Genomic DNA, 22214 nt, shown 5'->3' with positions numbered 1-22214 from the left:
ATAATTTTTCTAACTAATTATCAACGAATTGATAACCAGTTAGGAGTCATCCAACAGACAACTTAATTATCATATCGAAGTAACAAGAACATGTCAAGCACTTCTTTAAAATAATTTGGAATCAACGGAGAAGCAATAAAGCTTCAAAGCGTTGATGCCATTGCTCTGTCGCAACAACAAGATATATATTACCAATCGAATAAGAGAGTTGCAACCCTTTTTTACAAAAAAGTTGATTTTTTTCGCTTTTTTTCTGAAATTAGCGCCATTGCGCTGTTTACCCAGTCGTTTTTCTCCTTAGCAATGGTCTTATAACCGATTTTATCACGGTAATCTGTCCAGAAATGTTTATGTAAAATGGGACGTCCTACCTTTTCAGGATTCAAAGCTCTTGTAGATAAACTGATCTTTTGATTATATTCGTCAATACCCATTACTACTACCTGAACTTCATCACCTACTTTGTATCTTTCTTCTATATTAGAAACAAATCCATGTTTTAACTCCGAAATATGAATTAATCCTTGATGAGTGCTATCTAGTTTAACGAATACACCATAAGATTGAATTCCCGAAATGGTTCCGGTAAGTTTATCTCCTATTCTCATTATTTTTCCACCTTTTTAGATTCTAAATATGTAACAATGTATCTATAGATTATATAACAGAAAATGGTGACTAAGATTATGAATGATAAAATTTATGACATTTCAATCATAGGTGGTGGCCCCGCAGGTATGTTTGCTGCCTACTTTGCACGATTACGCAGTTTGAATGTAGCTCTAATTGAAAGCTTACCTAAACTAGGTGGTCAACCTGAAACATTGTATGCACAAAAACATATTTACGATATAGCAGCTTTACCTAAGATATCAGGCACTGAACTCAGTAAGCAATTAACTACTCAATTAAATACTCTAGACTGTGATAAGTATCTAAGTACTTCTGTTTCTTCTATAGATAGAAACGAGGATGATACTTGGACCATTAAAACTACTAATGGTGAAATTACTTCAAAAGCAATTATCATTGCTATCGGTAATGGTGCCTTCGAACCACGCAAACTAACATTTGAATACGACCAATCACTTGAGGATAACAATTTAAGTTACTTTGTTAATGACATTGAGGACTATATAGGAAAAGATGTTTTAGTAGCTGGTGGTGGTGACTCTGCTGTTGATTGGGCTATTGATCTCAGTAAAATTGCAAAGCATACATCCCTTATACATAGAAGAAACAAGTATCGTGCTATGGAATCAAGTGTTGAAAAGTTAAATGCTTCTTCTGTTGAACAGCTTAATCCTTTTATTATTAAAGATGTTAACTACAATTCTGATGACCAAAAGAAAATCGATGTGACTCTTAAAATGGTTAAATCAGATGAGATTAAAACTGTTACTGCCGATAAACTTCTTGTTAACTATGGCTTCGTCTCTGATTCACGAGTACTACGCAGTTGGAATATCGACTTACAAGGACCCTTTATCAAGGTCTCACAAGAAATGGAAACTAATCTACCTAATGTCTTTGCAATTGGTGATATTGTGACTTATCCTGGTAAATTACAATTAATTACAACGGCCTTTGCCGAAGGCCCTATTGCAGTGACTAAGGCTCTACGTAATCTCTATCCTGACAAGAACTACTTCGAGCACAGTACTTCTATTTTCGAAAAATAACTTTAAATTTAGAAAATATTAAAGCTAATTTTAAGTTATGCTAGTATAATGTAAACTAATTTGAATTCTGGAGTTGATTGATTGAGTTACGTAATGAGTCTGGTCGATTTCATTTTGCATATTGATAGTCATATGGTCAATATTGTAAATAATTTCGGTCTTTGGACATATTTAATCATGTTCCTTATCATTTTCATCGAAACCGGTGTGGTTATTTTACCTTTCCTTCCTGGTGATTCCTTGATTTTCGCAGCAATGGCTTTAGCAGCTAATCCAAAATACGGATTATCAACTTGGCTGTTATTCATCATTTTCTTAGCTGCCGCGGTCTTAGGAGATTCGATGAATTATGAAATCGGGGAACATTTTGGACAGTTTGCAACGGAAAATAAATACCTCAGTAAGCTGATCAATAAAGAGCATCTACATGATGCACATATTTTCTTCCAAAAGCATGGTGGTAAAACTATTGCTATCGGAAGATTTATTCCACTGATTAGAACTTTCGTTCCATTCGTGGCTGGTAGTGGAACCATGCACTATCGAACTTTCCTGAAGTTTAATTTCATTGGTGCCTTCTTGTGGGTCTTAATTTGTTCTATTGCCGGACACTTATTCGGTAACATCCCCGCAGTTCAAGAACACTTCTCAATGATTATCCTTGGCATCATCTTGGTATCACTGATTCCTGTTTTGATTACCGCACTTAAAAATCGCAACAAAAAAAGAGCTTAAGACATTTGTCTTAGGCTCTTTTTCTTGCTTCCCAAAAATTAAGTCCTTCAAAAAGGATAAAGAATAGTACAAAACATTGCGTAAAGAATTCTTCCGGTAGGATATTGATGACAGGATCACGTCCCGAATCAAATAACCAGTCACTATTACGAAACAAGACTTCATGAAAAATCACAAAGAATCCATCAAAATCAATCAACATTAATAAGGCTAGTACGATTCCTAGAATACCAATCCAGAGAAAAACCTTATTAAAATGAGCTCGCACTTTACCAAACTTAGCCACCAGTAATCCTGAAACAATCCAGACACCAAAGTTCAGCAGAAAGAGTTTCTTACAATCTTCAAAATGCAATCTACCCGCTGGTGAAGAAATAAAATTGCTCAAATGAAAATGCCAATTAAATGGATTAATCAAATAATCCATCATCTGAGCATAATTTTTATAAACTGTCCCATAGTCCAGGTTCACCAAAGAATCCAGATTGTAGAATCTAATATTGATAGCAAACAAAAAATAGCTAGCAAAAATGGTTACCGTAATTGCCGTTGTCAAAATGAATAATGCTAAAACGGCTGTGTAAAAGCCATCCTTTTGTGTATTAGACATCCCACTTGTCCAAACTTTCTACTTCATGAGTAGGTTTGATCTCCTGTTTAGCAATATCTTCATGTGTACTTACACCTGTGTAGACTAACAATGTATCAACATTGGCGTTGATTCCACATTTGATATCAGTATTATAGTTGTCTCCCACCATTAAAGCCGTCTTAGGATCAAAATTCTTAGCCTTAGCAGCAAAGTCCATAATGTCTCGTTCTGGCTTACCAATATACTTAGCCTTTTGTTGAGTAGACGTTTCGACTAATGAAATTACCGAACCAGCACCAGGAACTAATCCACGTTCATTGGGTAAATTAGTATCCGCATTGGTACCAATAAAGAATGCCCCACGTTTGATAGCTAAGGTAGCTAATTCGAATTTATGATATGTAACATCATAATCTAATCCCACAATAACTACATCTGGATTAGTTTCGTTCAATTTAATACCAGTACCAAAAACAGCACTCTTTAAACCATATTCTCCAACAACATAAGCTGAATGGTTCTCTACATCATCATCAAACATATTCTTAACATAAGCTGCCGTAGCAAGCGATGGTGTTACCACTTGATCTGCTTTTGCAGAAATTTGATGGTTATTAGTTAAATTATCTGCCACTTGTTGTGGTGTCTTAGTTGTATTATTCGTTAGAAAATAATAATCAATTCCTTTGGCATTCAAATTATCGATAAATACCTTTGCTTCAGGAATCTTATCTTTTCCACGGTACATTGTTCCATCTAAATCAATTAAATATGTTTGATACTTCATTTATTCGTTTCACCTATTTTTCTAATTTTAAAAGTCTTCTTAGCCGTAGTTTTCTTTACACGACGTTTAGCGACTTTATTCTTTTTCTTCTGACTATTAACTTTATTCTTCGTGTTATTATTCGTATTACTAGAATGTTTAGTTCTATTATTACGAGTATGAAATTTATGATTAGATTTATTATTACGACGTCCATTTTTCAATGGTGCCTTTTTGATCTTCTCTAAGACAAAATAAGCACAACCAAAATTACAGTATTCTATCAAGTAATCCTCCAAATAGGAGATTCTGGTATCTAGAGTACTTTCTTTTCTCTCATCTTCATAAAAACCCTTAAATCTTAATTGATCATAACCCCAGTCTCCGACAATATAATCGTATTTATCTAAAACATTATTATATCGTTCTTCAATACGTTCTTTACTAAATCCATCGTCGTGATTTTCAACGATTCTGTACTGGGTCTTATTAATCGTAATTAGGTTATCAGCCAGAACAATAACATCAGCTAATTTGGTTGTGGTATTATTCTCAACTTCCTGCAAACAATCACCTCAAATCGGATATTTCTTTCCTAAATATTCACCAAAAACATTTCTTAAGAACTTAGGATACATAATTTTGTTCTTACCCGCTATCTCTATAGAAGGAAAATACGGAACAAATAAGTAATGATCCAATAAAGCTAAAGTATACTCTTGATTTCTATTTAATTCTTGACCATTTATATATACATTACGTTTATCATCAACTGTAATTCCTCTATAAATGAGTTCGCCAAATATCTTACCACGAAATCCCATCCCTTTTTGTTGATGTGTTCGCAAATACAAACGGTTCTTTTCCATTTCCATAACTAAGCGCCAAACATTATCGCCCGTCATAGTTGTTTTCATTACATGGATTGCATGTGGCAAAATATCATGTAAGTTTTTCTCAGTAATTACGCCCTTAGGTAAATCCTTCAAAAATAGACCTGAACTTAATATGGCTACTTCCGTATCAGCATATTCTTGTACTGCCGTTAAAGCTTCTTGAATAATTGAATGATCTGCTTGGTAGTCACTGCTCAAAGTAACTGGCAAATTGGCAACTTGTCTTTGATTCAACAATTCCTCACCTTTATCATGTTGTGCTTCAATCCAGGCAGCATCAGTATCCAATACTTTCATAGATGAAGTTGGTGTGGTAAAGGCATTCTTCTTAATCACTTGCTTATCCTGATTCAACTCTAAATTAATAGTCCCTACATTTTGACCATATTTACCAGCCGCTGCCAGTAAAACTCCATTATCCATTTCCCCTTTAGGAAAGAGATGATGAGTATGTGATCCGATAATAACATCAATTTCTGGATGCTTACTGGCAATTAATCGATCCATGGAAACGCCCAAATGTGATAAGAGAACAATCACATCGCAGTCTTTCACATCTTGTAAAACTTTAGGCAACATATCCTGTATTAAACGAATGTCCCAGTTCAATAATGGATAAGTCAAAATAAATGGTGCCGTCAAACCAATCACACCAATTTTAGTCTGAGCTTTAGTAGTAAAAATCTTCGATTGCACAGCAAAATCGGCCAGTTTATTGTTCTTTTCTTCATATAAGTTACCCAGAATAACAGGAAAATTAGCATGATCGTACAAATGTTCCAATTCTTCATGACTGTTACCCAAACCCTCATTATTGCCAATTGTGGCGGCATCATAATGAAGTGGATTCATCCAAGCAATATTAGCTTGACCATTAGTTGCCTCGCTTAAAGGTTGAGCTCGATCCATTGCATCCCCGATATCGAATAAATAAAAATCATCAGCAGTACTATTTTGACGAGTCTGCTCAATAAAACGAGTTATCCGAGGAAAGTTTTCAAAATGAGAATGTAGATCGTTAGTATGAACTATTTGAATTTTTTCCATAGTAGCCTACTTTCTTTGCATCTTTGCTAACTCTTTTTTCTTCTTATCATACATTTCTAGGATCTCTTCCCCGCGTAATGGTGAGCCCCAAGGTAAATCCTCGGACAATAAATCACGTTCAGGAGCATCAACTCCAACATTGATATTTTCTGGAATTGGTACAGAATAATGATGAATGTGTCCATGTAAATTAATTATTTTATCAACTTTTCCCAATAACATTGGATAATGCGTACAATAAAATTGATGGTGATCAAACTTCAATAATGAGCCGACATCTTCAAACTCATATTTAGGCTTGCCATCGGCCATTGTCACATTATGTTTATCAATAAATTTGAAAAGTGCATGATAATCGTGGTTTCCTTTAATCAGAGTTATATGACCGTTCAATTGACGTAACATATCATAAGTCTCTTGATTGGTTGGATAATCCTGTGGACGCATGGAAATATCGCCCAGATGATAAACACGGTCGTTATCATCGACACGTGCATTCCAAGCATCAATCATTGCTTGATTCATCTCGTCAACATTACCGAAATGTCTTGGTGCAAAGTTATTTGGTTCTAATAATTGATAATGATAAAAGTGTGTATCTGCTATAAAGTAATTCATTATTCAGCGTTATCATCCTTTGAAATTATTTTATTTGCTTTAAGGATTTCATTGAAGGCATCTTGAATCTTGCCTTCTGGTTTCTTGTATTCAACCCATTCTGTCAAATCCATCGGTGGAACTGTATAATTTTCGTTAACATAGTCTTCATAGACTTGTACGGCTGATGAGTGTGGGATATTAAGTTTTAAGATTCTAACTTCTTTGATCATTCCTAATTCAGCGGCTTTTTCAGCACGACCATTCATGACGATATTAGCGAGCTCATAATACTTGGTCCCATCATTACGAGTTATTTGTTCAATAATATCGAGTGTTTGCTTTTCATTATCCATTTGTTACTACCTCACATTTCACTACTTATTTTAGTATATAATATCTAAAAAGTTAGGGAGTTAATTATGATTTCAAAAAGTCTCAATCTTTTCAAAATATCATTGGCACTACTGCTTTTCTTCTTTGCCAGTGGATTTACTGTTATCGGTCACCGTGGTGATCCAATCAACGCCCCCGAAGAAACTTTTGAAAGTTTTGATAAAGCTTTTGCGGAAGGCGCCGATTACGTTGAGTTAGACATTCATGTTTCTAAAGACAATGTCCTAGTCGTTTCGCATGATCGTGACCTAGAACGTGTTACTGGAACTTCTGCTATTGTATCGCAACACAATTTTTCAGATCTGGCTTCACTAAAACAAAAAAACGGCGAATCAATTCATAGTTTGAACCAAGTCTTCGAACACTACAAGAATAACCCTAAGGCCAAATTTCTGATTGAAACAAAAAAGACTAAAAAAGGTAATCCACAAAATATGGAAGCCTTGCTCAAACAGGTTATCGATCAATATGGTATGCAAAATCGCGTTATGTTCCATTCCTTCTCTACCAAGAGTTTGGAAAACGAAGCTCAATTAATGCCGAACATCCCTCGTATCTTTATTGCCGGAACAATCAAACGTGTCAACTTTGATATTTTACAGTATGTCACCGGTGTTAATCTATCTTCTACTATCGTTACACCTGAAATAATCAACACTATGCACTACATGGGCAAAAGTGTTTACGTTTGGGATGAAATGAACGAGAGTCCTAAAAAATGGAATACTCTGATCAATATGCCTATTGACGGTGTCGTTACTAATTATCCTGCTACTGGTAACGAATATCGGGAATTAAAAGATAAGTCTAAGAGTCAGGTTATCAATCAAAACGTTTACTACATGAGCTCCAAGGAAGAACCTGTTTACGAAAATCCTTATCGTTTGATCAAAACTAAGAAAGTGGTTGAGCCATTAGGTGGTTATCACATTACTAATATCATTAAGTCTAATGGTCAAAAATACGTCCAAATAGGTGAAAATGAATTTGCTAATGCCACTGGCTTTAACTCTGAATATGTTTTAAAAGATTTACGTCAATATTTCGGTGCCAAAGTCATTTATCGTCATCAACAACCCAATAACTTTCTTTACAGCGAACCAGACGATCAGAGTCCTGTTGCTAATCGTATCGAAGCCAACAAACCTGAAAAGATCATCACTATTCAACGTATTGGCTCACAAACTTGGTTAAAATTGAAAAATGGTTGGATTAATGCTAAAAATGTTTTAATTCAATTGAATCCTGACAATTACTTAGGTAACGATAGTGAACAAAGCTACTATGACTTACCTCAAGGACAAAGGTTGAAAAATATCGACTTGCTAGAAAATATTTCTCTGGTTAAACCATCAACCGATCAAACAGTTAAGAATGCTGATTTACTAACTGATTTCAATAATTTATTTATTGATTTCTCGTTAAATAATGACAACGATTCCATAAAGAAAATTTAGGTAAATTAGCCATTAATCCAAACCTTTGGTAAAATATATAAAACTTCATGTGGAGGTCAAAGATACATGTCTATAGATTGGGAAAAAGAAGTTTCACATCGTTCAGATGAATTAATCAACGATCTTTCTGAATTAGTAAGTATTGACAGTTCAAGAGATATCGAACATAAAACTAGTGATTTTCCATTAGGACCTGGACCAGCCAAAGCCCTTCAAACATTTTTACATTTTGCAGACCGTGATGGTTTCGAAACTAAAAACGTTGATAACTTAGCTGGAAGAATTGAATTTGGTGATGGTGAGGAAGCTATTGCTATTTTGGGACACGTCGACGTTGTTCCTGAGGGACCAGGTTGGAACACAGATCCATTTGATCCAGTTATTAAAGACGGAAACTTTTACGCTCGTGGTGCTAGTGACGATAAAGGACCTAGTTTGGCTTCCTACTATGCTATGAAGATCATTAAAGAATTGAAGCTACCAACTTCTAAGAAAGCTCAATTAATTTTAGGTACCGATGAAGAGAGTGAATGGGTTGGTATCAACCATTATATGGAAAAAGAAACTCTTCCTGAAACAGGCTTTTCTCCTGATGCTGAATTCCCAGCTATCAATGGTGAAAAAGGTATTGTCTCATTTAGAGTTAACTTCCCTACTCCAGAAATTGGTTTAGTTAAGAGCTTCAATGCTGGTATTAGACCTAATATGGTCCCACAAAATGCTGAAGCTGAATTAGATTTGAATTCTATCAAGGCTGAAGAGCTAAAAGATAGTTTAAATAATTTCTTAGCTGAAAATAGTGAAGTCAAAGGTAATACAACTACTGAAAACGATACTATCAAAGTACAAATTATCGGTAAGGGTGCACATGCCATGGAACCATTCAATGGTATTAATGCTGCCACTTACTTAGCTAAATTCTTAACTACTTTGAATTTAAATGATAGTGAAAAAGTATACTTCTCATTCATTGCTAATGATTTACATCTCGACTTTGCAGGCGAACATTTGGGAATTGCTAACAAAGATGACGTTATGGGTGAATTAACACTCTCACCTAACATCTATGAATACGATCAAGACCAAGCTAACATTTTATTGAACATTCGTTATCCAAAGGGTGACAACGGTGATACATTAACTGAAAAGATCAATCAACACTTACCAGAAAATGTTACAGCCGTAATTGAAGGACACAACCAATTGCCTCACTTTATTGACGCAGATGATCCTTTAGTTCAAGATTTAGTTGGTGCTTATCGTGATCATACTGATGACCAAACTGAACCATTCACTGTTGGTGGTGGTACTTATGGTCGAATTCTGAAACATGGAATTGCCTTTGGTGCAATGTTCCCTGGTGACGAAAACGTTATGCATCAACCTAATGAATATATTAATATTGATAAATTATTAAAGGCAACTGCAATCTATGCAGACGCTATCTACCGCTTGATTAAGTAACTTAATAAAAGTTCCGTAGAAATTCTTTTCTATGGAACTTTTTTTGTTTTTACACTTCTAAATCAATTTTATTATATAATTACGGTATGTAACTTTTTAAGGGAGCTTATTTAAAAGTGAAAAATTTATGGAATAGCATTGTCAATTGGTTCAAAAGTATTAAGAGCTGGTCCGATTTTGCTAACAAAGCTAATCTTACAATAGAGATCATTAGAAGAATTGTTCTCTACTCTATCGCTGGTCTATTTATTATTTTAAGTTTAGCTGTAGGTCTCGGAATGGGATATGTTTCAGCATTAACGAATCAAGTTAGTGTTCCTACCAAAACCGAGATGAGAACCGAACTTCAAGATGTAAACAATTCAGCCACTCTATACTTTGCCGATGGTCAAAAAATTGAGAGTCTTCAAAAGGACCTTGAGGGTACTAAGATTTCAATCAATGAAATGTCACCTTATTTGAAGAAAGCTATCGTCTCAACTGAAGATAGTGACTTCTATCGTCATAAGGGTGTCGTTCCTAAGTCTATCTTTAGAGCTATTATTTCTGATATTACTGGTATCGGTGCACAAACTGGTGGATCTACTTTGACCCAACAAACAGTTAAAATGCAAATGTTATCATCGGAAACAACTTGGAAGCGTAAAGCCGTTGAAATTTTCTTGGCCATGCGTGTCGACAAGTATTTCTCTAAGGATGAAATCCTAGCAGATTACTTAAACGCCGCTACTTTTGGTCGTAATAATAAGGGACAAAACATTCAAGGTGTGCAAGCTGCCGCTCAGGGTCTCTTTGGCAAGGATGCTAAAGATTTGAATCTAGCAGAATCAGCTTTCATCGCCGGATTGCCTCAAAGTCCTTCTATCTATACGCCATATGACGAGCGTGGAAGAATCAAAGATAATATAAGTCTTGGTTTAAAACGTAAAAACATCGTTTTATATCGTATGTATCGTGATAATCAAATTTCTGAATCTCAATACAATCAAGCTAAGAAATTTGATTTGAAGAATGATTTCCAAGAGCCAGAAAAAGCTGACAGTCAAAGTATCAAGTATGGTTACTTGTACAATACCCTAACTTCTCAAGCCAGAACGATTTTAATTAAACGTCTAGCCAAGAATGATGGTATTAAGTACAAAGACTTGATCAAAGACAAGAATCTTTATGAAAGATATTGGACTCAAGCAGATACAGAATTACATAACAAGAATTACAAGATTCACAGTACAATCAATAAGAGTTTATACGTTGCTTTAAACAAGCAAGCTCAAGAATATAAAGATAACTTGGGAACAACTCATACTGACAACGCAACTGATCCTAATACTGGTAAGAGTATTAAAGTTTCCGAACCAGTTCAAAATGGTTCCGTCTTATTAGATAACAAGACTGGTCAAGTTTTAGCCTTCGTTGGTGGTGTTAACTTCAAGAAATCACAAAATAACCATGCCTTCGATACTAAACGATCACCTGGTTCATCTATTAAACCGTTGATTACTTTTGCTCCAGCGATCGAAAATGGATTAATTGGTTCACAATCAATGTTGGCCGACTTCAAGACTAGCTTCAAGAAGTACTCACCAACTGATTACGGTGAAACAATTCAAAATCGTTTCATCTCTGCTCGTGAAACTTTGGAAGAATCATACAATATTCCTTCAGTTAACCTCTATAACTACATCAGACAACACGGCGTTGATTCTGAAAAGTATATGTCTAAGATGGGAATTCATCTTTCTGATAAAGAATATCAACAATTAGGTATTACCTTAGGTGGTACTGCATCTGGTGTGACTGTACTTCAACAAGCCAGTGCTTTCTCTACTTTTGCTAATAAGGGTGTCCACGTTGATCCTTATGTTGTCTCTGAAGTTACTGACCCATCTGGTACCGATATTTATAAACATAAAGATTCTCGTACTCGTGTCTTCAGTAAACAAACTTCATACATCATCAAGAACATGCTTCACGGTGTTGTAACTAAAGGTACTGCTTCTGCTCTTTCATATGAAGCTAACTTCAGTACCAAGAATCTCTTTGGTAAAACTGGTACATCAAATGACTATCGTGACAACTGGTTCATTGGTAGTACCGATGGTATGACTTTAGCTTCTTGGATTGGTTACGATAATTTCTACGGTAACAATTACAATCTATCAAGTAATTCGACTGACCTTAACCAAGAACTCTGGGCGAAGATGGCAAATGCCGTTTACAAACAGGATCAAAGTGTTCTTAACGTTCATACCGCCTTTACTAGACCAAGTGGTGTTCAATCTTACAAGGTCGACAAAGAAACAGGTACTAACGTTGGTACAATTGGTTACAATGGTGTCACTTCTAAGGTTGATCAACATACAACTACCTCGCTTTATTACAAAGGTAGTCCTCGTGATATGTCTTACAATAACTTTGCTATTGGTGGTAAGGCTAAGAATTACAAACTATTCTGGGATAACTACTTCGGACGTAGCAACAGTTACGGTACTGTAAAACGTCTTGGTGACGATAGTAAGTCTGCCAATGAATTAGCTCAAGAAAACGGAAGCGGTCGTACTTCTGGTTTCAGTAATAGTTCAAACAGTAGTGATTCATCACAAGTAATTACTAACAATAATTCTTCATCCAATTCAGCAACAACAGAATCAACCGCTAGATCAAACATATCTAACAGTAATTCCGACACTGGTACTGGCTCAGGAACAGGTTCAGGCTCTGGTTCTGGATCCGGCTCTGGTAGCTCAAGTGAAGAAAAAGAATCTTCAAATAGTACTAGTTCAAGTTCTAATGAACAATCAAGTACTGAAACTACTGGTAACTCTTCATCAGCCAGTACTGACACAGGTTCAACAACTCCACCAGCAGGTGAATAATTAAAAAGCAGACATCTTCGGATGCCTGCTTTTTTTATGCAATTGAAAAACTATGATAGAATAAGTTTCGTTACTTTAGATCTAAGGAGAATAGTATGTACTTTAGTCCTGAATTCTTGCAAAACACTTTATATATAGTTGCTGCCATTTTAATTTTGTTTATCCTAATCGTGATTGGTTACAAAATTAAACACAACATCAAAATATGGGATAAATCTTTTACTTTAGCATTGATCGTACTAGCTAACACCCTTTATTCCATCCTATCTGGATTCTTCGATATGCCTTACGAATTAAGTTCAATTATTACCGGTGGACTTTCATTAGTTGCTTTCGGATATATCGTTGTTATTATTTGGGAATTACATAAACAAAGAAAATCAATCAAGAGCAAGTAAAAAAGCCCTGAGAATGAAAATAACTTCACTCTCAAGGCTTTTTATTTATGATCTTACTATTTTGTTGAACCACGTTTTACAATGCTGTATGGTAATTTAACTGTGTTTTCATCAATTTGTTCTTGATTCATCATCTTAGTTAACAAACGCATAGCAACCGCACCAATATCATACAATGGTTCCTCGATAGAACTCATCTTTGGACGTGTTACTTCACAAAGCACCGTATCGTTACTTGTAACAAGTTCGAAGTCGTCTGGAACCTTAACGCCAGCCTTAACAGCTGAATTAAGAATACCAGCTGCCAACAAGTCATCTGTAACATAAGCAGCTGTAGCACCGCTACTGTGAATAGCATCCCAAATTGCTTCTCCAGCACGAACTGAATATTCAGCTTCAAATACTAAGTTAGATGAGAAGTTAAGATGTGCCTTTTTCAAAGCTTTTTTGTAACCATCTAATCTGTATTTTCCATCAATAGGATTTTCAAGGCTACCACCCACGAAGGCAACCTTCTTGTGACCATTTTGTGTTAATTGACTTACAACACTAGCAACAGCATCTGTAAAATCAATATTTACACTGGCACTTTCATTATTCTTATCAACTGAACCAGCCAAAACGATTGGTGTCTTTGAGTTTGCAAGAATACGCTTCAATTTCTTTGATAATTGCTTACCCATGTAAATAAGTCCATCAACTTGTTTAGAAAGCAAGTTATTCAAAATTTGTTCTTCATCACCAACAGATTCTTGTAAACTTGTCAAAATGATATTGTACTTGTACATTGAAGCAACATCATCAATACCTTTAGCCAATGAAGCAAAGTATAAATTAGTGATATCTGGTAAAATAACACCAATAGTTGTACTCTTCTTACTTGCCAAACCACGAGCAACCGCATTAGGACGATAGTTCAAACGATCGATTACTTCCAAAACACGTTTTCTTGTTTCTTCTTTTACATTAGCGTTCCCATTAACTACACGTGAAATTGTAGCCATTGAAACATTAGCAGCTTCAGCTACATCATAAATTGTTACTACTTTTTTGTCCATCAATATTCACTCTCTCAAACAATATTTTCATTAATTAACTTTAATTTATCAGAAATTTTCACTAATTGCAAGCGGTTTCTACATTATTGGCATATGTTTTCATATTTTTTCAAAAAGAAAATGATTTTCAGTGATATACTACTATTAAATCTGAACGTAAAGGAGTATTTTCATGAAGAAACAATTATTAGATCTACAAGAATATTTAGCACAAAACAACTTAGATATTGCTTATATCTCTAACCCTAGCGATATCAACTACTTCACTGGTTTCTACAGTGATCCTGTAGAAAGAATTCTCGCACTTTTAGTTTTCCCTGACAAGGACCCATTCCTATTTGCCCCTCAACTAGAAGTTGAAGCAGCTAAAGATGCTGGCTGGGATAAAGATGTCTTCGGTTACTTAGATCATGAGAAACCATTTGAATTAATGGCTGGTCATATCAAGGACGTGGCCGGAACTCCTGCTAAATGGGGTATTGAAAAAGATGACTTACCTGTTCAAAAACTAGAAGCCATTAAGAGTCAATTTCCTGATGCTCAATTCCCTACTAACCTTTCACGTTACATGGAAAATGCTAAATTAATCAAAACAGCCGCTGAGATCAATGAATTAAAAGCTGCTGGTGCTGAAGCTGACTATGCTTTTGAAGTTGGTTTCAATGCTATCAAAGAAGGTCGTACTGAACAAGAAGTTGTTGCTGAGATCGAATATGCAATGATGAGAAAAGGTGTCATGCATATGAGTTTTGACACTATCGTTCAAGCTGGTGCCAACGCTGCTAATCCACATGGTGGTCCTGAAAAGAATCCTATTGAAAAAGACGAACTAGTTCTCTTTGATTTAGGTACAGTTCACAACGGTTATATCAGTGATTCTTCACGTACTGTTGCCTTCGGTAAACCAGACGCTAAGTCACTTGATATCTATAAAGTTGACCTTGAAGCTCAATACGCTGCTATGGATGCTGCTAAACCTGGTATTACTGCTGCCGAACTTGATAAAGTTGCTCGTGATATCATCACTAAAGCCGGTTATGGTGAATACTTCATTCATCGTCTAGGACATGGTATGGGTACTTCAGAACATGAATTCCCATCAATCATGGAAGGCAATGACATGGTTCTAAAACCAGGCATGTGCTTCTCAATCGAACCCGGAATTTACATTCCAAATGTTGCCGGTGTTAGAATTGAAGACTGTGTTTATATTACTGAAGATGGTTGCGAACCATTCACACATACAAGTAAAGAATTGAAATATATCGACTAATATAAAGTAAAAAGGATTTGATAAAACCACTAATTGGTTTATCAAATCCTTTTTGTTTGCAATCGTTATAACGGATGTAAGGTTCAACTGTCTTTTAACATAAGTATTTTTAAATTATAATTATTTATACAAAATCATTTATAGGAGGACTTTATGAGCTTAGGTACTACCATTCATGAAAATAGAGAAAAACACCATTTGTCCCAAATTCAACTCACCAATCAACTTCACGTAAGTCGACAAGCAATTTCCAATTGGGAAACCGATCGATTCTTTCCATCCATGGACAATCTTCTTGAATTAAGTACCATATTTGATATTTCTATAGATGATTTACTAAAAGAAGACCCTACTTTAAAAAATGAGTTTGAAAAACAACAAGTGATTAAAGATGCTAACTTTTTTAAATCATTTAATAAAAAAGAAGAGATTTTGTTCTCCATAATTTTAATATTAATTGGTATTAAATTGGCCCCTCTAGGATTAGTTATCCCTATCATCCATTGGCTAGTTAGATTAAGAGCGATTAAGAGGGCAAAACAATATGAAAAAGAATAAAGATACCATATTTTATATTATTATCAGTTTAGTTCTATTAACACTCTACTATTTGATTAACAAAAACGGTCAAACTATTTATCTCTTGCTCTTCATTACCATTTGGTTAGGATTTACTATTTATGGTTTTTATATTATCATCAAAGCATTTTTGAAGAACAAATAACGATTCAAAAAGAGGACTCAAACCTAAATGGTCTGAATCCTCTTTTTTATGTTTAATTTAATTTTTAAAATATATATTAATCTTCGTCGTTAAGATCATCTTCATTAAAAACGATGTCTGATGTATCTTCATCATCTTTAATCTTATCAACAGTTGAAGCCATATGATCTTTTAAGGCATCTGTCTTATCATTGAAAGCATTAACTAAATCACTATTAGTATTTAGACCAACGCCACCGTTGTTAAAATCACCACGGATAGTTTTAATGTTTTCAATCAACTTTTGTCCTGATTCACTAGTTAAATACTTAGAAGCTAAATAGCCTGATGCGCAGCCTAAAACTAGGCCAACAATAAAATGATTATTTTTCATAACTAATTATTCTTCTTTCTTGGCCATACTTTGGTGGCTGTCTTAAGAACTGTAGCCACATTGCCTAATGTTAATAAGTTTTGAAGACTGAATCCTGAATTATGATGTTCTGAAGTTGCAGCAGCACTCTTCTTACCTAAGTTCTCCACTGTATCAAAAAGTGGATTTAACTTACTAGACTTACTGTTAACGTCATCCATCAAAGTATTTGTCTTATCGACAAGCTTTGTACTTTGATCCATGATTTCATCTGTATTCTTAGATAAAATCTCCACCATCTTAGTAGTTTCCTTCATTGTTTCTTGTAACTCTTGAAGCAATTTAGCAGTTTGTACTAGTGTTCTGGCTAAATATACAACCAACACTACAAATGCGACCGCAGCAATCAATCCTGCAATTTGTCCACCAGTCATAATATTACCCTCCTGTATTTTAATAGCACTTTCATACTAGCATTATAACAATTTTAGGGCAATTAATTACCAAATAATCCAATCTTGCCACTGTTTTTCTAACTTTTTAATAGCTTGTCCACGGTGACTGATTTGATTCTTTTCATCGACAGTAATTTGAGCCATTGTCTTACCTAATTCCGGTACATAGAACAGCGGATCATATCCAAAACCATCGTCACCTTCGGGAAAAGCTCCAATGATTCCATCGACTTTTCCTTCGACAACTAAATCTTTATCGTTCTTAGGATTAGCAAAAACTAGGGTTGAAACGAAATGAGCTGTACGTTTTTCTTTAGGGACTCCACCTAATTCACTCAACAATTTAGCATTATTAGCGGCATCATTGTGATCACCAGCATAACGAGCTGAATAGATGCCAGGACGACCATATAAAGCATCCACTTGTAAACCGGAGTCGTCAGCAATCGTAGGTAGATTGAAACGTTCCATGACGGCATGAGCTTTTAAAGTGGCATTCTCTTCAAAAGTTTTACCAGTTTCTCTAATTTCGGGAAAATCTGGAAAATCTAATAAAGTCTTGATTTCAAAATGTTCATCATCAAAAACACGTTTGAATTCACGTGCTTTACCAGGATTCTTAGTTGCTATTATTATTTCTTTCATCGTTTCCTCCGATATTTACTAAGCTGATTTCATCAATATCCGTCTTCAACCAACGTTTTGCCAATCTCGAGAATTCGTCAATATCGCTAGTTGCATGTAATTTCAATGTACGTTTCTTATCGTCAGCTAACAAATTATTTTCAGTTAGATATTTAGTTGCTACTTTAACAGTACTTACAGCTGGATCGACCAACTTAGTACCTGGCAAATAATCATTGATTTGTTTCTTTAACATTGGGAAATGAGTGCATCCCAAAATTAAAGTATCATAATCATTATCCTTAAAAGGTTTTAATGTTGTTTCAATATTATCCTTGGCCTCTTTGGTATCAGCCTGATCGTTTTCAACAAAAGAAACAAACTTTTGTGCTGCTACACCTAAAGAAGTAAGTTTAGGATCAATTTCTTGAATAGTTTTATTATAGCTCTTTGAATTAATGGTTGATTTAGTTCCAATAATTCCGATATGGTCAGTCTTAGTTACTTTAGAAGCTTCTTCAGAACCTGGCTTGATCACACCAATCATAGGAATGGTAAATTCTTGACGCAAAGTTTGCAATGCGTTGGCAGTTGCTGTGTTGCAACCGTAAATTATTAATTTTACATTTTGACTAATTAAATACTGTACCATTTCACGAGTATAGGATATGATTTGGTCATGTGTTTTTACTCCGTAAGGCATTCTGGCCTCATCGCCGATAAATACAACGTCTTCATTAGGCAATTGTCGGATGACTTCCTTCACTACTGTCAATCCACCTAATCCGGAATCTAACACTCCAATTGGTCTATTATCACTCATATGTTACCCCTGCCTTCATTTAAGCGAATTATTCGTATTTTATGAAAATAATTATGTGCTATCTTTTACATTGACTTAAAAAGCAATTATTCTAATGATATAATGAATTGTCTGAAAAAAGGAGTTAAAGCAATGGCCGCAAAATCAAATGATCTCAACAAACCAAAGTTAACAGATACCCAAGATGATAAAAGTGAAAATACGTTAACTGAAAATTACTTTGCAGTTTCGGTACTCCGTGATTTTATCCTTCCTGATCTACTCGATAAAGATACCGTCGAACTACTGTATTGGGCAGGTAAAAATCTTAGCCGTCAATTGATTCTTGACATGCAAAGCCTACCTGAACTATTTCAAAAAGCTGGCTTTGGTAAACTTGAAATTACCAAGCAAACTAAACATAGTTACATTTATACGTTAACCGGTCCCGAAGTTGTTCAACGTTTTGATACTAATAATGATGATCCAGAGTTTTCATTAGAGACTGGAATAATTGCTGAAACTGTCGAAAAAACTATTGCAGCATATTGCTTAGGCACATATACCGTCGACAGCAAAGCCAAAAGCGTTTCAATTAAAATACAAATTGATCGAAACTAAAGTATACACCAAAAACGCCCTAATTCGCAGATGAATTAGGGCATTTTTTATTTGCTATTTATTTTGGATTAATCAGAATAGCCATCAAGAATCTTAGCTAGTTGAGCCTTATTATGGAATCCAGTTATCTTATCAACTACTTCGCCATCTTTTTTGACAAGCAATGTAGGGATAGCCATAATTCCAAATGATTTAGGTGTATCTGGATTGGCATCTACATCCATCTTCAAAAACTTAACTGAATCATCTTCTTCAGACAATTGTTCGATAACTGGTGATTGCATACGACATGGACCACACCATGTTGCCCAAAAATCAACTAAGACAACGCCATCTTTTGTTTCTTCTTCAAAATCTTTGTCTGTTACTTCATCAACCATTATAATCACTCCTTAACTGGTTAAATATTATCATTAATAACCTGATTTTAAAAAACATTTTGCTTATATTACAAATCAACAATTGTTGCACCGGAACCACCAGAACTAGCTGGAGCATAGCCAAATGACTTAACTCGCGGATTGCGTTGCAAATAATTTGTAACACCTTTTCTGATAACACCAGTACCAAATCCATGCACGATTGTTACTTGATTATAACCAGCCAACAAAGCGGCATCAATATATTGATCTAGATCTGACATGGCTTCTTCATAACGTTCACCACGTAGATCTAACTTACTAGATAAGCCTGTACTTCTTGTCCTTCTGACCATAGTTGGTTTCTTCTCTGGTTCAGGTTCAGTTGATTGAACTTTTTCAAGATCTTCAGCACCAAACTTCATCTTCAAGATACCTAATTGAACTTCAAATTCGTTGTCATTATTCTTACGAACAATCGTTCCAATTTGATCATATGGCAAAGCCTTAACATCATCGCCGACCTTCAAAACTTGTTTACGTTTGTTACGACGCAATACTTTATTCTTCTTGATCGTCTCATCTTGATGCAAGTTCTTCAATCCAGTCTTAGCCGAAATAATCTGATCTTCTTTAACCATTGATCCTTTACGTTCCATTTCGTGAAGGTGATCAATAATCTTATCGGACTCTTTCTTAGCTTTAGCGACAATTTGATTAGCACGAACCTTGGCAGCTTGAATCTCAGAAGCCTTAGATTTATCTAAAGCGTCACTCTTTTGTTCATAATCCTTTTGAACATCTTTGTTCTTAGACAATTGAACTTGGAGTTGCGCATTCTTCTGTTCAAATTCTTTACGACGATTCTCCAGGTCAGCAATCATATTGTTCAAATCTTGGCTCTCACCACTCATTAGTGACTGACCACGATCAACAACACTACGATCCATACCTAGTCTAGCCGCAATGTTGAAAGCATTACTTGCTCCCGGAATACCAATTAATAACCTGTAAGTAGGTTTCAACGATTCATCGTCAAATTCCATACTGGCATTGATTGTTTCAGGAGTATTGTAAGCAAAGACTTTCAACTCTGGATAGTGAGTTGTTGCCATGATAAAGCAATGTGACTGGGCCAATTTTTCTAGGATAGCAATCGCAATCGCAGCTCCCTCTTGGGGATCAGTTCCGGCACCAAGTTCATCGATCAGAACTAAACTGTGTCCTGATACTTTATGGATGATATTAATAATATTATCCATATGAGATGAGAAAGTACTCAAATTCTGTTCAATTGATTGTTCATCACCAATATCAACAAAAACCTCATCGAAGACAGCAATTTCACTCTCTTCACGAGCTGGAATAAACAAACCGGCTTGAGCCATTAATTGAATCAGACCCAAAGTTTTCATAGTAATAGTTTTACCACCAGTATTAGGACCAGTGATAAGCATTGTTTTATATCCATCACCCATTTTAATATCATTAGCTACAACCTTATCAGGGTCGATTAGCGGGTGTTTTGCATTGTAAAGATCAACTACATGGTCTTTGGAAATTAAAGGTTCTGTCGCCTTGATTTCACGTGCATACTTAGCTTTGGCATTGATTAAATCAAATTGAGCTAGTACTTCGTTATTTTTGACAATTTCATCAATTTCCGGACGAACTAAATCTGACAAGTCATTTAAAATACGGACTTCTTCCATCTTTTCGGAAACTTGAGATTCATGTAATTGATTATTTAAACCAACAACAGCTTGAGGTTCAATATAAAGTGTTTGACCACTGGCACTTTGGTCATGGACCACTCCACCGAACTTAGCTTTATATTCCGTTTTAACTGGAATTACAAAACGATCATCACGTAATGTCACGATTGCTTCGGTTAAGTACTTAGTATTTTTACCACGAGTATATTGCTCCATTGATTGTCTGATTTGGTCATTCAAACGTGAAATACGTCCACGAATATACTTCAAATCATCAGAAGCTGTATCCAAAACTCGACCAGTATCATCTAATGAACGAGAAATTCTCTTTGTTAAACCAGGATTATCGATCAACTTATCATTCAATTCATACAATTGACGTAAATCAATTCTGTCATCCTTTAGACCTGCAAAGAACTCTTTTAATTCAGTTGTATTCTGAAGTACTTGTCCTATTTGAGCCAATTCAGTTCCATTTAAATTACCGTCTTTTTTCAAACGGTTGGCTTGATCATGCAGATCAGCCAATTTTCTAACAGGGATTTCCCCCTTAATACGAAGAATGTCAGCACCATCTTTAGTTTGATCGATCAATCTTTGAACAATTGATTCGACTGACATCGGCATTAACTTTTTTAAGAGAGTATTCCCACGCGTTGTGATTAGGTATTTGGCAATTTCAGCTTTGATTTTGTCAAATTCTAATACTTTCAAAGCCTTATTATTCATACTCTTCTCCTGTTATAAAATAAGACTGAAACAAAAGTCTCAGTCTTAAAGTTTTACATAGCTCCTATCCACAGATTACTTAGTGTTGCCGTTAATCCCGGCGTACTTTTAATCATTGTCGAAGCTACAAATGAATGTTGCAAAGCATGTTGAATTCCAGATACTGGAATCATTGCCAAGATTAGTAAGACCATGAAGATCGTTACATATGTGACAACAAAACCAATAATTCCACCACTTAATATATTGACGTCATTATACATTGGAAAATAAGTTAGACGTTTGAAGTAAAGTCCTGCAAAGCGAATAATTACCCAACCAATGAAACAAACAAATATAAAAGCAAAGGCACGGTAAAATGCATCATCTAATTTCATACCAACTTTTGTCGTGAAAAAGGCAAACTCACTGCCCAAACTAGCTGAAGGGTACGGTACGATCATTTCAAATTTAGGACCAAGGGCCTTATATGTCACCCATGCTAAACAAAAGAACAGTCCATATCCAACTGCATAAAATGCCTCCATGGCAAGACCACGGCGAGCACCAATATAAAAACCATAAATCAAAAGTAAAATAAGTAAAAGACTAAGCAT

Annotated in this window: 24 protein-coding genes and 1 pseudogene; 10 read left to right on the top strand and 15 right to left on the bottom strand. The window is 35.2% G+C overall.

The genetic code is table 11. The features are described from left to right. Positions 1–221: 221 nt before the first annotated feature. Positions 222–608: a CvfD/Ygs/GSP13 family RNA-binding post-transcriptional regulator gene (locus tag ATN92_RS18550; RefSeq protein ID WP_056954661.1), complete on the bottom strand. Its 387-nt coding sequence runs from the start codon at positions 606–608 to the stop codon at positions 222–224. 78 nt (positions 609–686) lie between these two features. Between ATN92_RS18550 and ATN92_RS18545 the strand changes: the two genes are divergently transcribed. Further along, positions 687–1682 carry an NAD(P)/FAD-dependent oxidoreductase gene (locus ATN92_RS18545; RefSeq protein WP_056954659.1) on the top strand — a complete coding sequence of 332 codons (996 nt, stop codon included), beginning with the start codon at positions 687–689 and terminating at the stop codon, positions 1680–1682. Between the two features lie 93 nt (positions 1683–1775). Next, entirely contained in the window at positions 1776–2417 is a 642-nt protein-coding gene (locus ATN92_RS18540; RefSeq protein WP_054644002.1) for a VTT domain-containing protein, read from the top strand. A 10-nt stretch (positions 2418–2427) separates the two neighbouring features. Here ATN92_RS18540 and ATN92_RS18535 read toward each other — a convergent pair whose 3' ends face one another. From ATN92_RS18535 to ATN92_RS18510, 6 genes are read right to left on the bottom strand one after another with little or no spacing between them, the layout of a single operon-like run. Then, positions 2428–3027: a TIGR01906 family membrane protein gene (locus ATN92_RS18535; RefSeq protein ID WP_056954658.1), complete on the bottom strand. Its 600-nt coding sequence runs from the start codon at positions 3025–3027 to the stop codon at positions 2428–2430. Next, entirely contained in the window at positions 3020–3796 is a 777-nt protein-coding gene (locus ATN92_RS18530; RefSeq protein ID WP_056954656.1) for a TIGR01457 family HAD-type hydrolase, read from the bottom strand. Before ATN92_RS18530 ends, ATN92_RS18535 begins: the two co-directional genes overlap by 8 nt. After that, positions 3793–4341, bottom strand: coding sequence for a YutD family protein (locus ATN92_RS18525; RefSeq protein WP_056954654.1), 549 nt, complete (start codon positions 4339–4341; stop codon positions 3793–3795). Before ATN92_RS18525 ends, ATN92_RS18530 begins: the two co-directional genes overlap by 4 nt. A 9-nt stretch (positions 4342–4350) precedes the next feature. Next, positions 4351–5718: a bifunctional metallophosphatase/5'-nucleotidase gene (locus ATN92_RS18520; RefSeq protein ID WP_056954652.1), complete on the bottom strand. Its 1368-nt coding sequence runs from the start codon at positions 5716–5718 to the stop codon at positions 4351–4353. Between the two features lie 6 nt (positions 5719–5724). After that, positions 5725–6336: a metallophosphoesterase family protein gene (locus tag ATN92_RS18515; RefSeq protein ID WP_056954650.1), complete on the bottom strand. Its 612-nt coding sequence runs from the start codon at positions 6334–6336 to the stop codon at positions 5725–5727. Then, complete coding sequence (locus ATN92_RS18510; protein WP_025084658.1) at positions 6336–6671, bottom strand: hypothetical protein; 336 nt, start codon at positions 6669–6671, stop codon at positions 6336–6338. The genes ATN92_RS18515 and ATN92_RS18510 overlap by 1 nt, the downstream gene beginning before the upstream one ends. 66 nt (positions 6672–6737) lie before the next feature. On the opposite strand from ATN92_RS18510, the gene ATN92_RS18505 reads away from it, so the two are divergent. From ATN92_RS18505 to ATN92_RS18490, 4 genes are all read left to right on the top strand, one after another. Further along, positions 6738–8168 carry a glycerophosphodiester phosphodiesterase gene (locus tag ATN92_RS18505; RefSeq protein WP_056954648.1) on the top strand — a complete coding sequence of 477 codons (1431 nt, stop codon included), beginning with the start codon at positions 6738–6740 and terminating at the stop codon, positions 8166–8168. A 66-nt stretch (positions 8169–8234) separates the two neighbouring features. Then, positions 8235–9632: a dipeptidase PepV gene (pepV, locus tag ATN92_RS18500; RefSeq protein ID WP_056954646.1), complete on the top strand. Its 1398-nt coding sequence runs from the start codon at positions 8235–8237 to the stop codon at positions 9630–9632. Positions 9633–9748: 116 nt separating this feature from the next. Continuing rightward, positions 9749–12508: a transglycosylase domain-containing protein gene (locus tag ATN92_RS18495; RefSeq protein WP_056954644.1), complete on the top strand. Its 2760-nt coding sequence runs from the start codon at positions 9749–9751 to the stop codon at positions 12506–12508. A 95-nt stretch (positions 12509–12603) separates the two neighbouring features. After that, positions 12604–12906 carry a hypothetical protein gene (locus tag ATN92_RS18490; protein WP_056954642.1) on the top strand — a complete coding sequence of 101 codons (303 nt, stop codon included), beginning with the start codon at positions 12604–12606 and terminating at the stop codon, positions 12904–12906. Between the two features lie 56 nt (positions 12907–12962). On the opposite strand, the gene ccpA is transcribed toward ATN92_RS18490, so the two are convergent. Next, positions 12963–13964, bottom strand: coding sequence for a catabolite control protein A (gene ccpA, locus ATN92_RS18485; RefSeq protein ID WP_056954640.1), 1002 nt, complete (start codon positions 13962–13964; stop codon positions 12963–12965). A 172-nt stretch (positions 13965–14136) separates the two neighbouring features. Between ccpA and ATN92_RS18480 the strand changes: the two genes are divergently transcribed. From ATN92_RS18480 to ATN92_RS18470, 3 genes are all read left to right on the top strand, one after another. After that, positions 14137–15237, top strand: coding sequence for a M24 family metallopeptidase (locus tag ATN92_RS18480; protein ID WP_056954637.1), 1101 nt, complete (start codon positions 14137–14139; stop codon positions 15235–15237). A 153-nt stretch (positions 15238–15390) separates the two neighbouring features. Further along, on the top strand, positions 15391–15795 hold the full coding sequence (locus tag ATN92_RS18475; protein ID WP_056954632.1) for a helix-turn-helix transcriptional regulator: 405 nt from the start codon (positions 15391–15393) through the stop codon (positions 15793–15795). Further along, the gene (locus tag ATN92_RS18470) at positions 15782–15961 is read left to right on the top strand and encodes a hypothetical protein (protein WP_056954630.1); all 180 of its coding nucleotides are present in this window, start codon (positions 15782–15784) and stop codon (positions 15959–15961) included. Before ATN92_RS18475 ends, ATN92_RS18470 begins: the two co-directional genes overlap by 14 nt. Before the next feature lie 76 nt (positions 15962–16037). On the opposite strand, the gene ATN92_RS18465 is transcribed toward ATN92_RS18470, so the two are convergent. The 4 genes and pseudogenes from ATN92_RS18465 to murI all read right to left on the bottom strand — a co-directional run bounded on the left by ATN92_RS18465 (position 16038) and on the right by murI (position 18215). After that, positions 16038–16334, bottom strand: a complete 297-nt coding sequence (locus ATN92_RS18465) for a hypothetical protein (protein WP_056954628.1) — start codon at positions 16332–16334, stop codon at positions 16038–16040. Positions 16335–16336: 2 nt separating this feature from the next. Beyond that, positions 16337–16747, bottom strand: coding sequence for a DUF948 domain-containing protein (locus ATN92_RS18460; RefSeq protein ID WP_025084648.1), 411 nt, complete (start codon positions 16745–16747; stop codon positions 16337–16339). 66 nt (positions 16748–16813) lie between these two features. Further along, positions 16814–17425 (bottom strand): annotated as a pseudogene (locus tag ATN92_RS18455) (XTP/dITP diphosphatase); the annotation flags it as partial. Continuing rightward, positions 17388–18215 (bottom strand): glutamate racemase, encoded by an 828-nt coding sequence (murI, locus tag ATN92_RS18450; protein ID WP_056954625.1) that lies wholly within the window; start codon positions 18213–18215, stop codon positions 17388–17390. The gene murI and the pseudogene ATN92_RS18455, both read right to left, overlap by 38 nt. Positions 18216–18347: 132 nt before the next feature. On the opposite strand from murI, the gene ATN92_RS18445 reads away from it, so the two are divergent. Beyond that, positions 18348–18815, top strand: a complete 468-nt coding sequence (locus ATN92_RS18445) for a DUF2507 domain-containing protein (RefSeq protein ID WP_054642560.1) — start codon at positions 18348–18350, stop codon at positions 18813–18815. Between the two features lie 68 nt (positions 18816–18883). Here the strand turns inward: ATN92_RS18445 and trxA are convergent, their stop codons facing one another. The 3 genes from trxA to ATN92_RS18430 all read right to left on the bottom strand — a co-directional run bounded on the left by trxA (position 18884) and on the right by ATN92_RS18430 (position 22214). Continuing rightward, positions 18884–19195, bottom strand: a complete 312-nt coding sequence (gene trxA, locus ATN92_RS18440) for a thioredoxin (protein ID WP_025084645.1) — start codon at positions 19193–19195, stop codon at positions 18884–18886. A gap of 68 nt (positions 19196–19263) precedes the next feature. Beyond that, a complete protein-coding gene (locus ATN92_RS18435) occupies positions 19264–21618 on the bottom strand; it encodes an endonuclease MutS2 (protein ID WP_056954624.1) in 2355 nt (784 codons plus the stop codon). A 53-nt stretch (positions 21619–21671) separates the two neighbouring features. Beyond that, on the bottom strand, positions 21672–22214 hold the full coding sequence (locus ATN92_RS18430) for a CvpA family protein (protein ID WP_082604599.1): 543 nt from the start codon (positions 22212–22214) through the stop codon (positions 21672–21674).

The organism is Companilactobacillus bobalius (assembly GCF_009764355.1).
The sequence above is the reverse complement of the archived record's forward strand: the minus strand, read 5'-3'. Positions and strand labels throughout refer to the sequence as shown.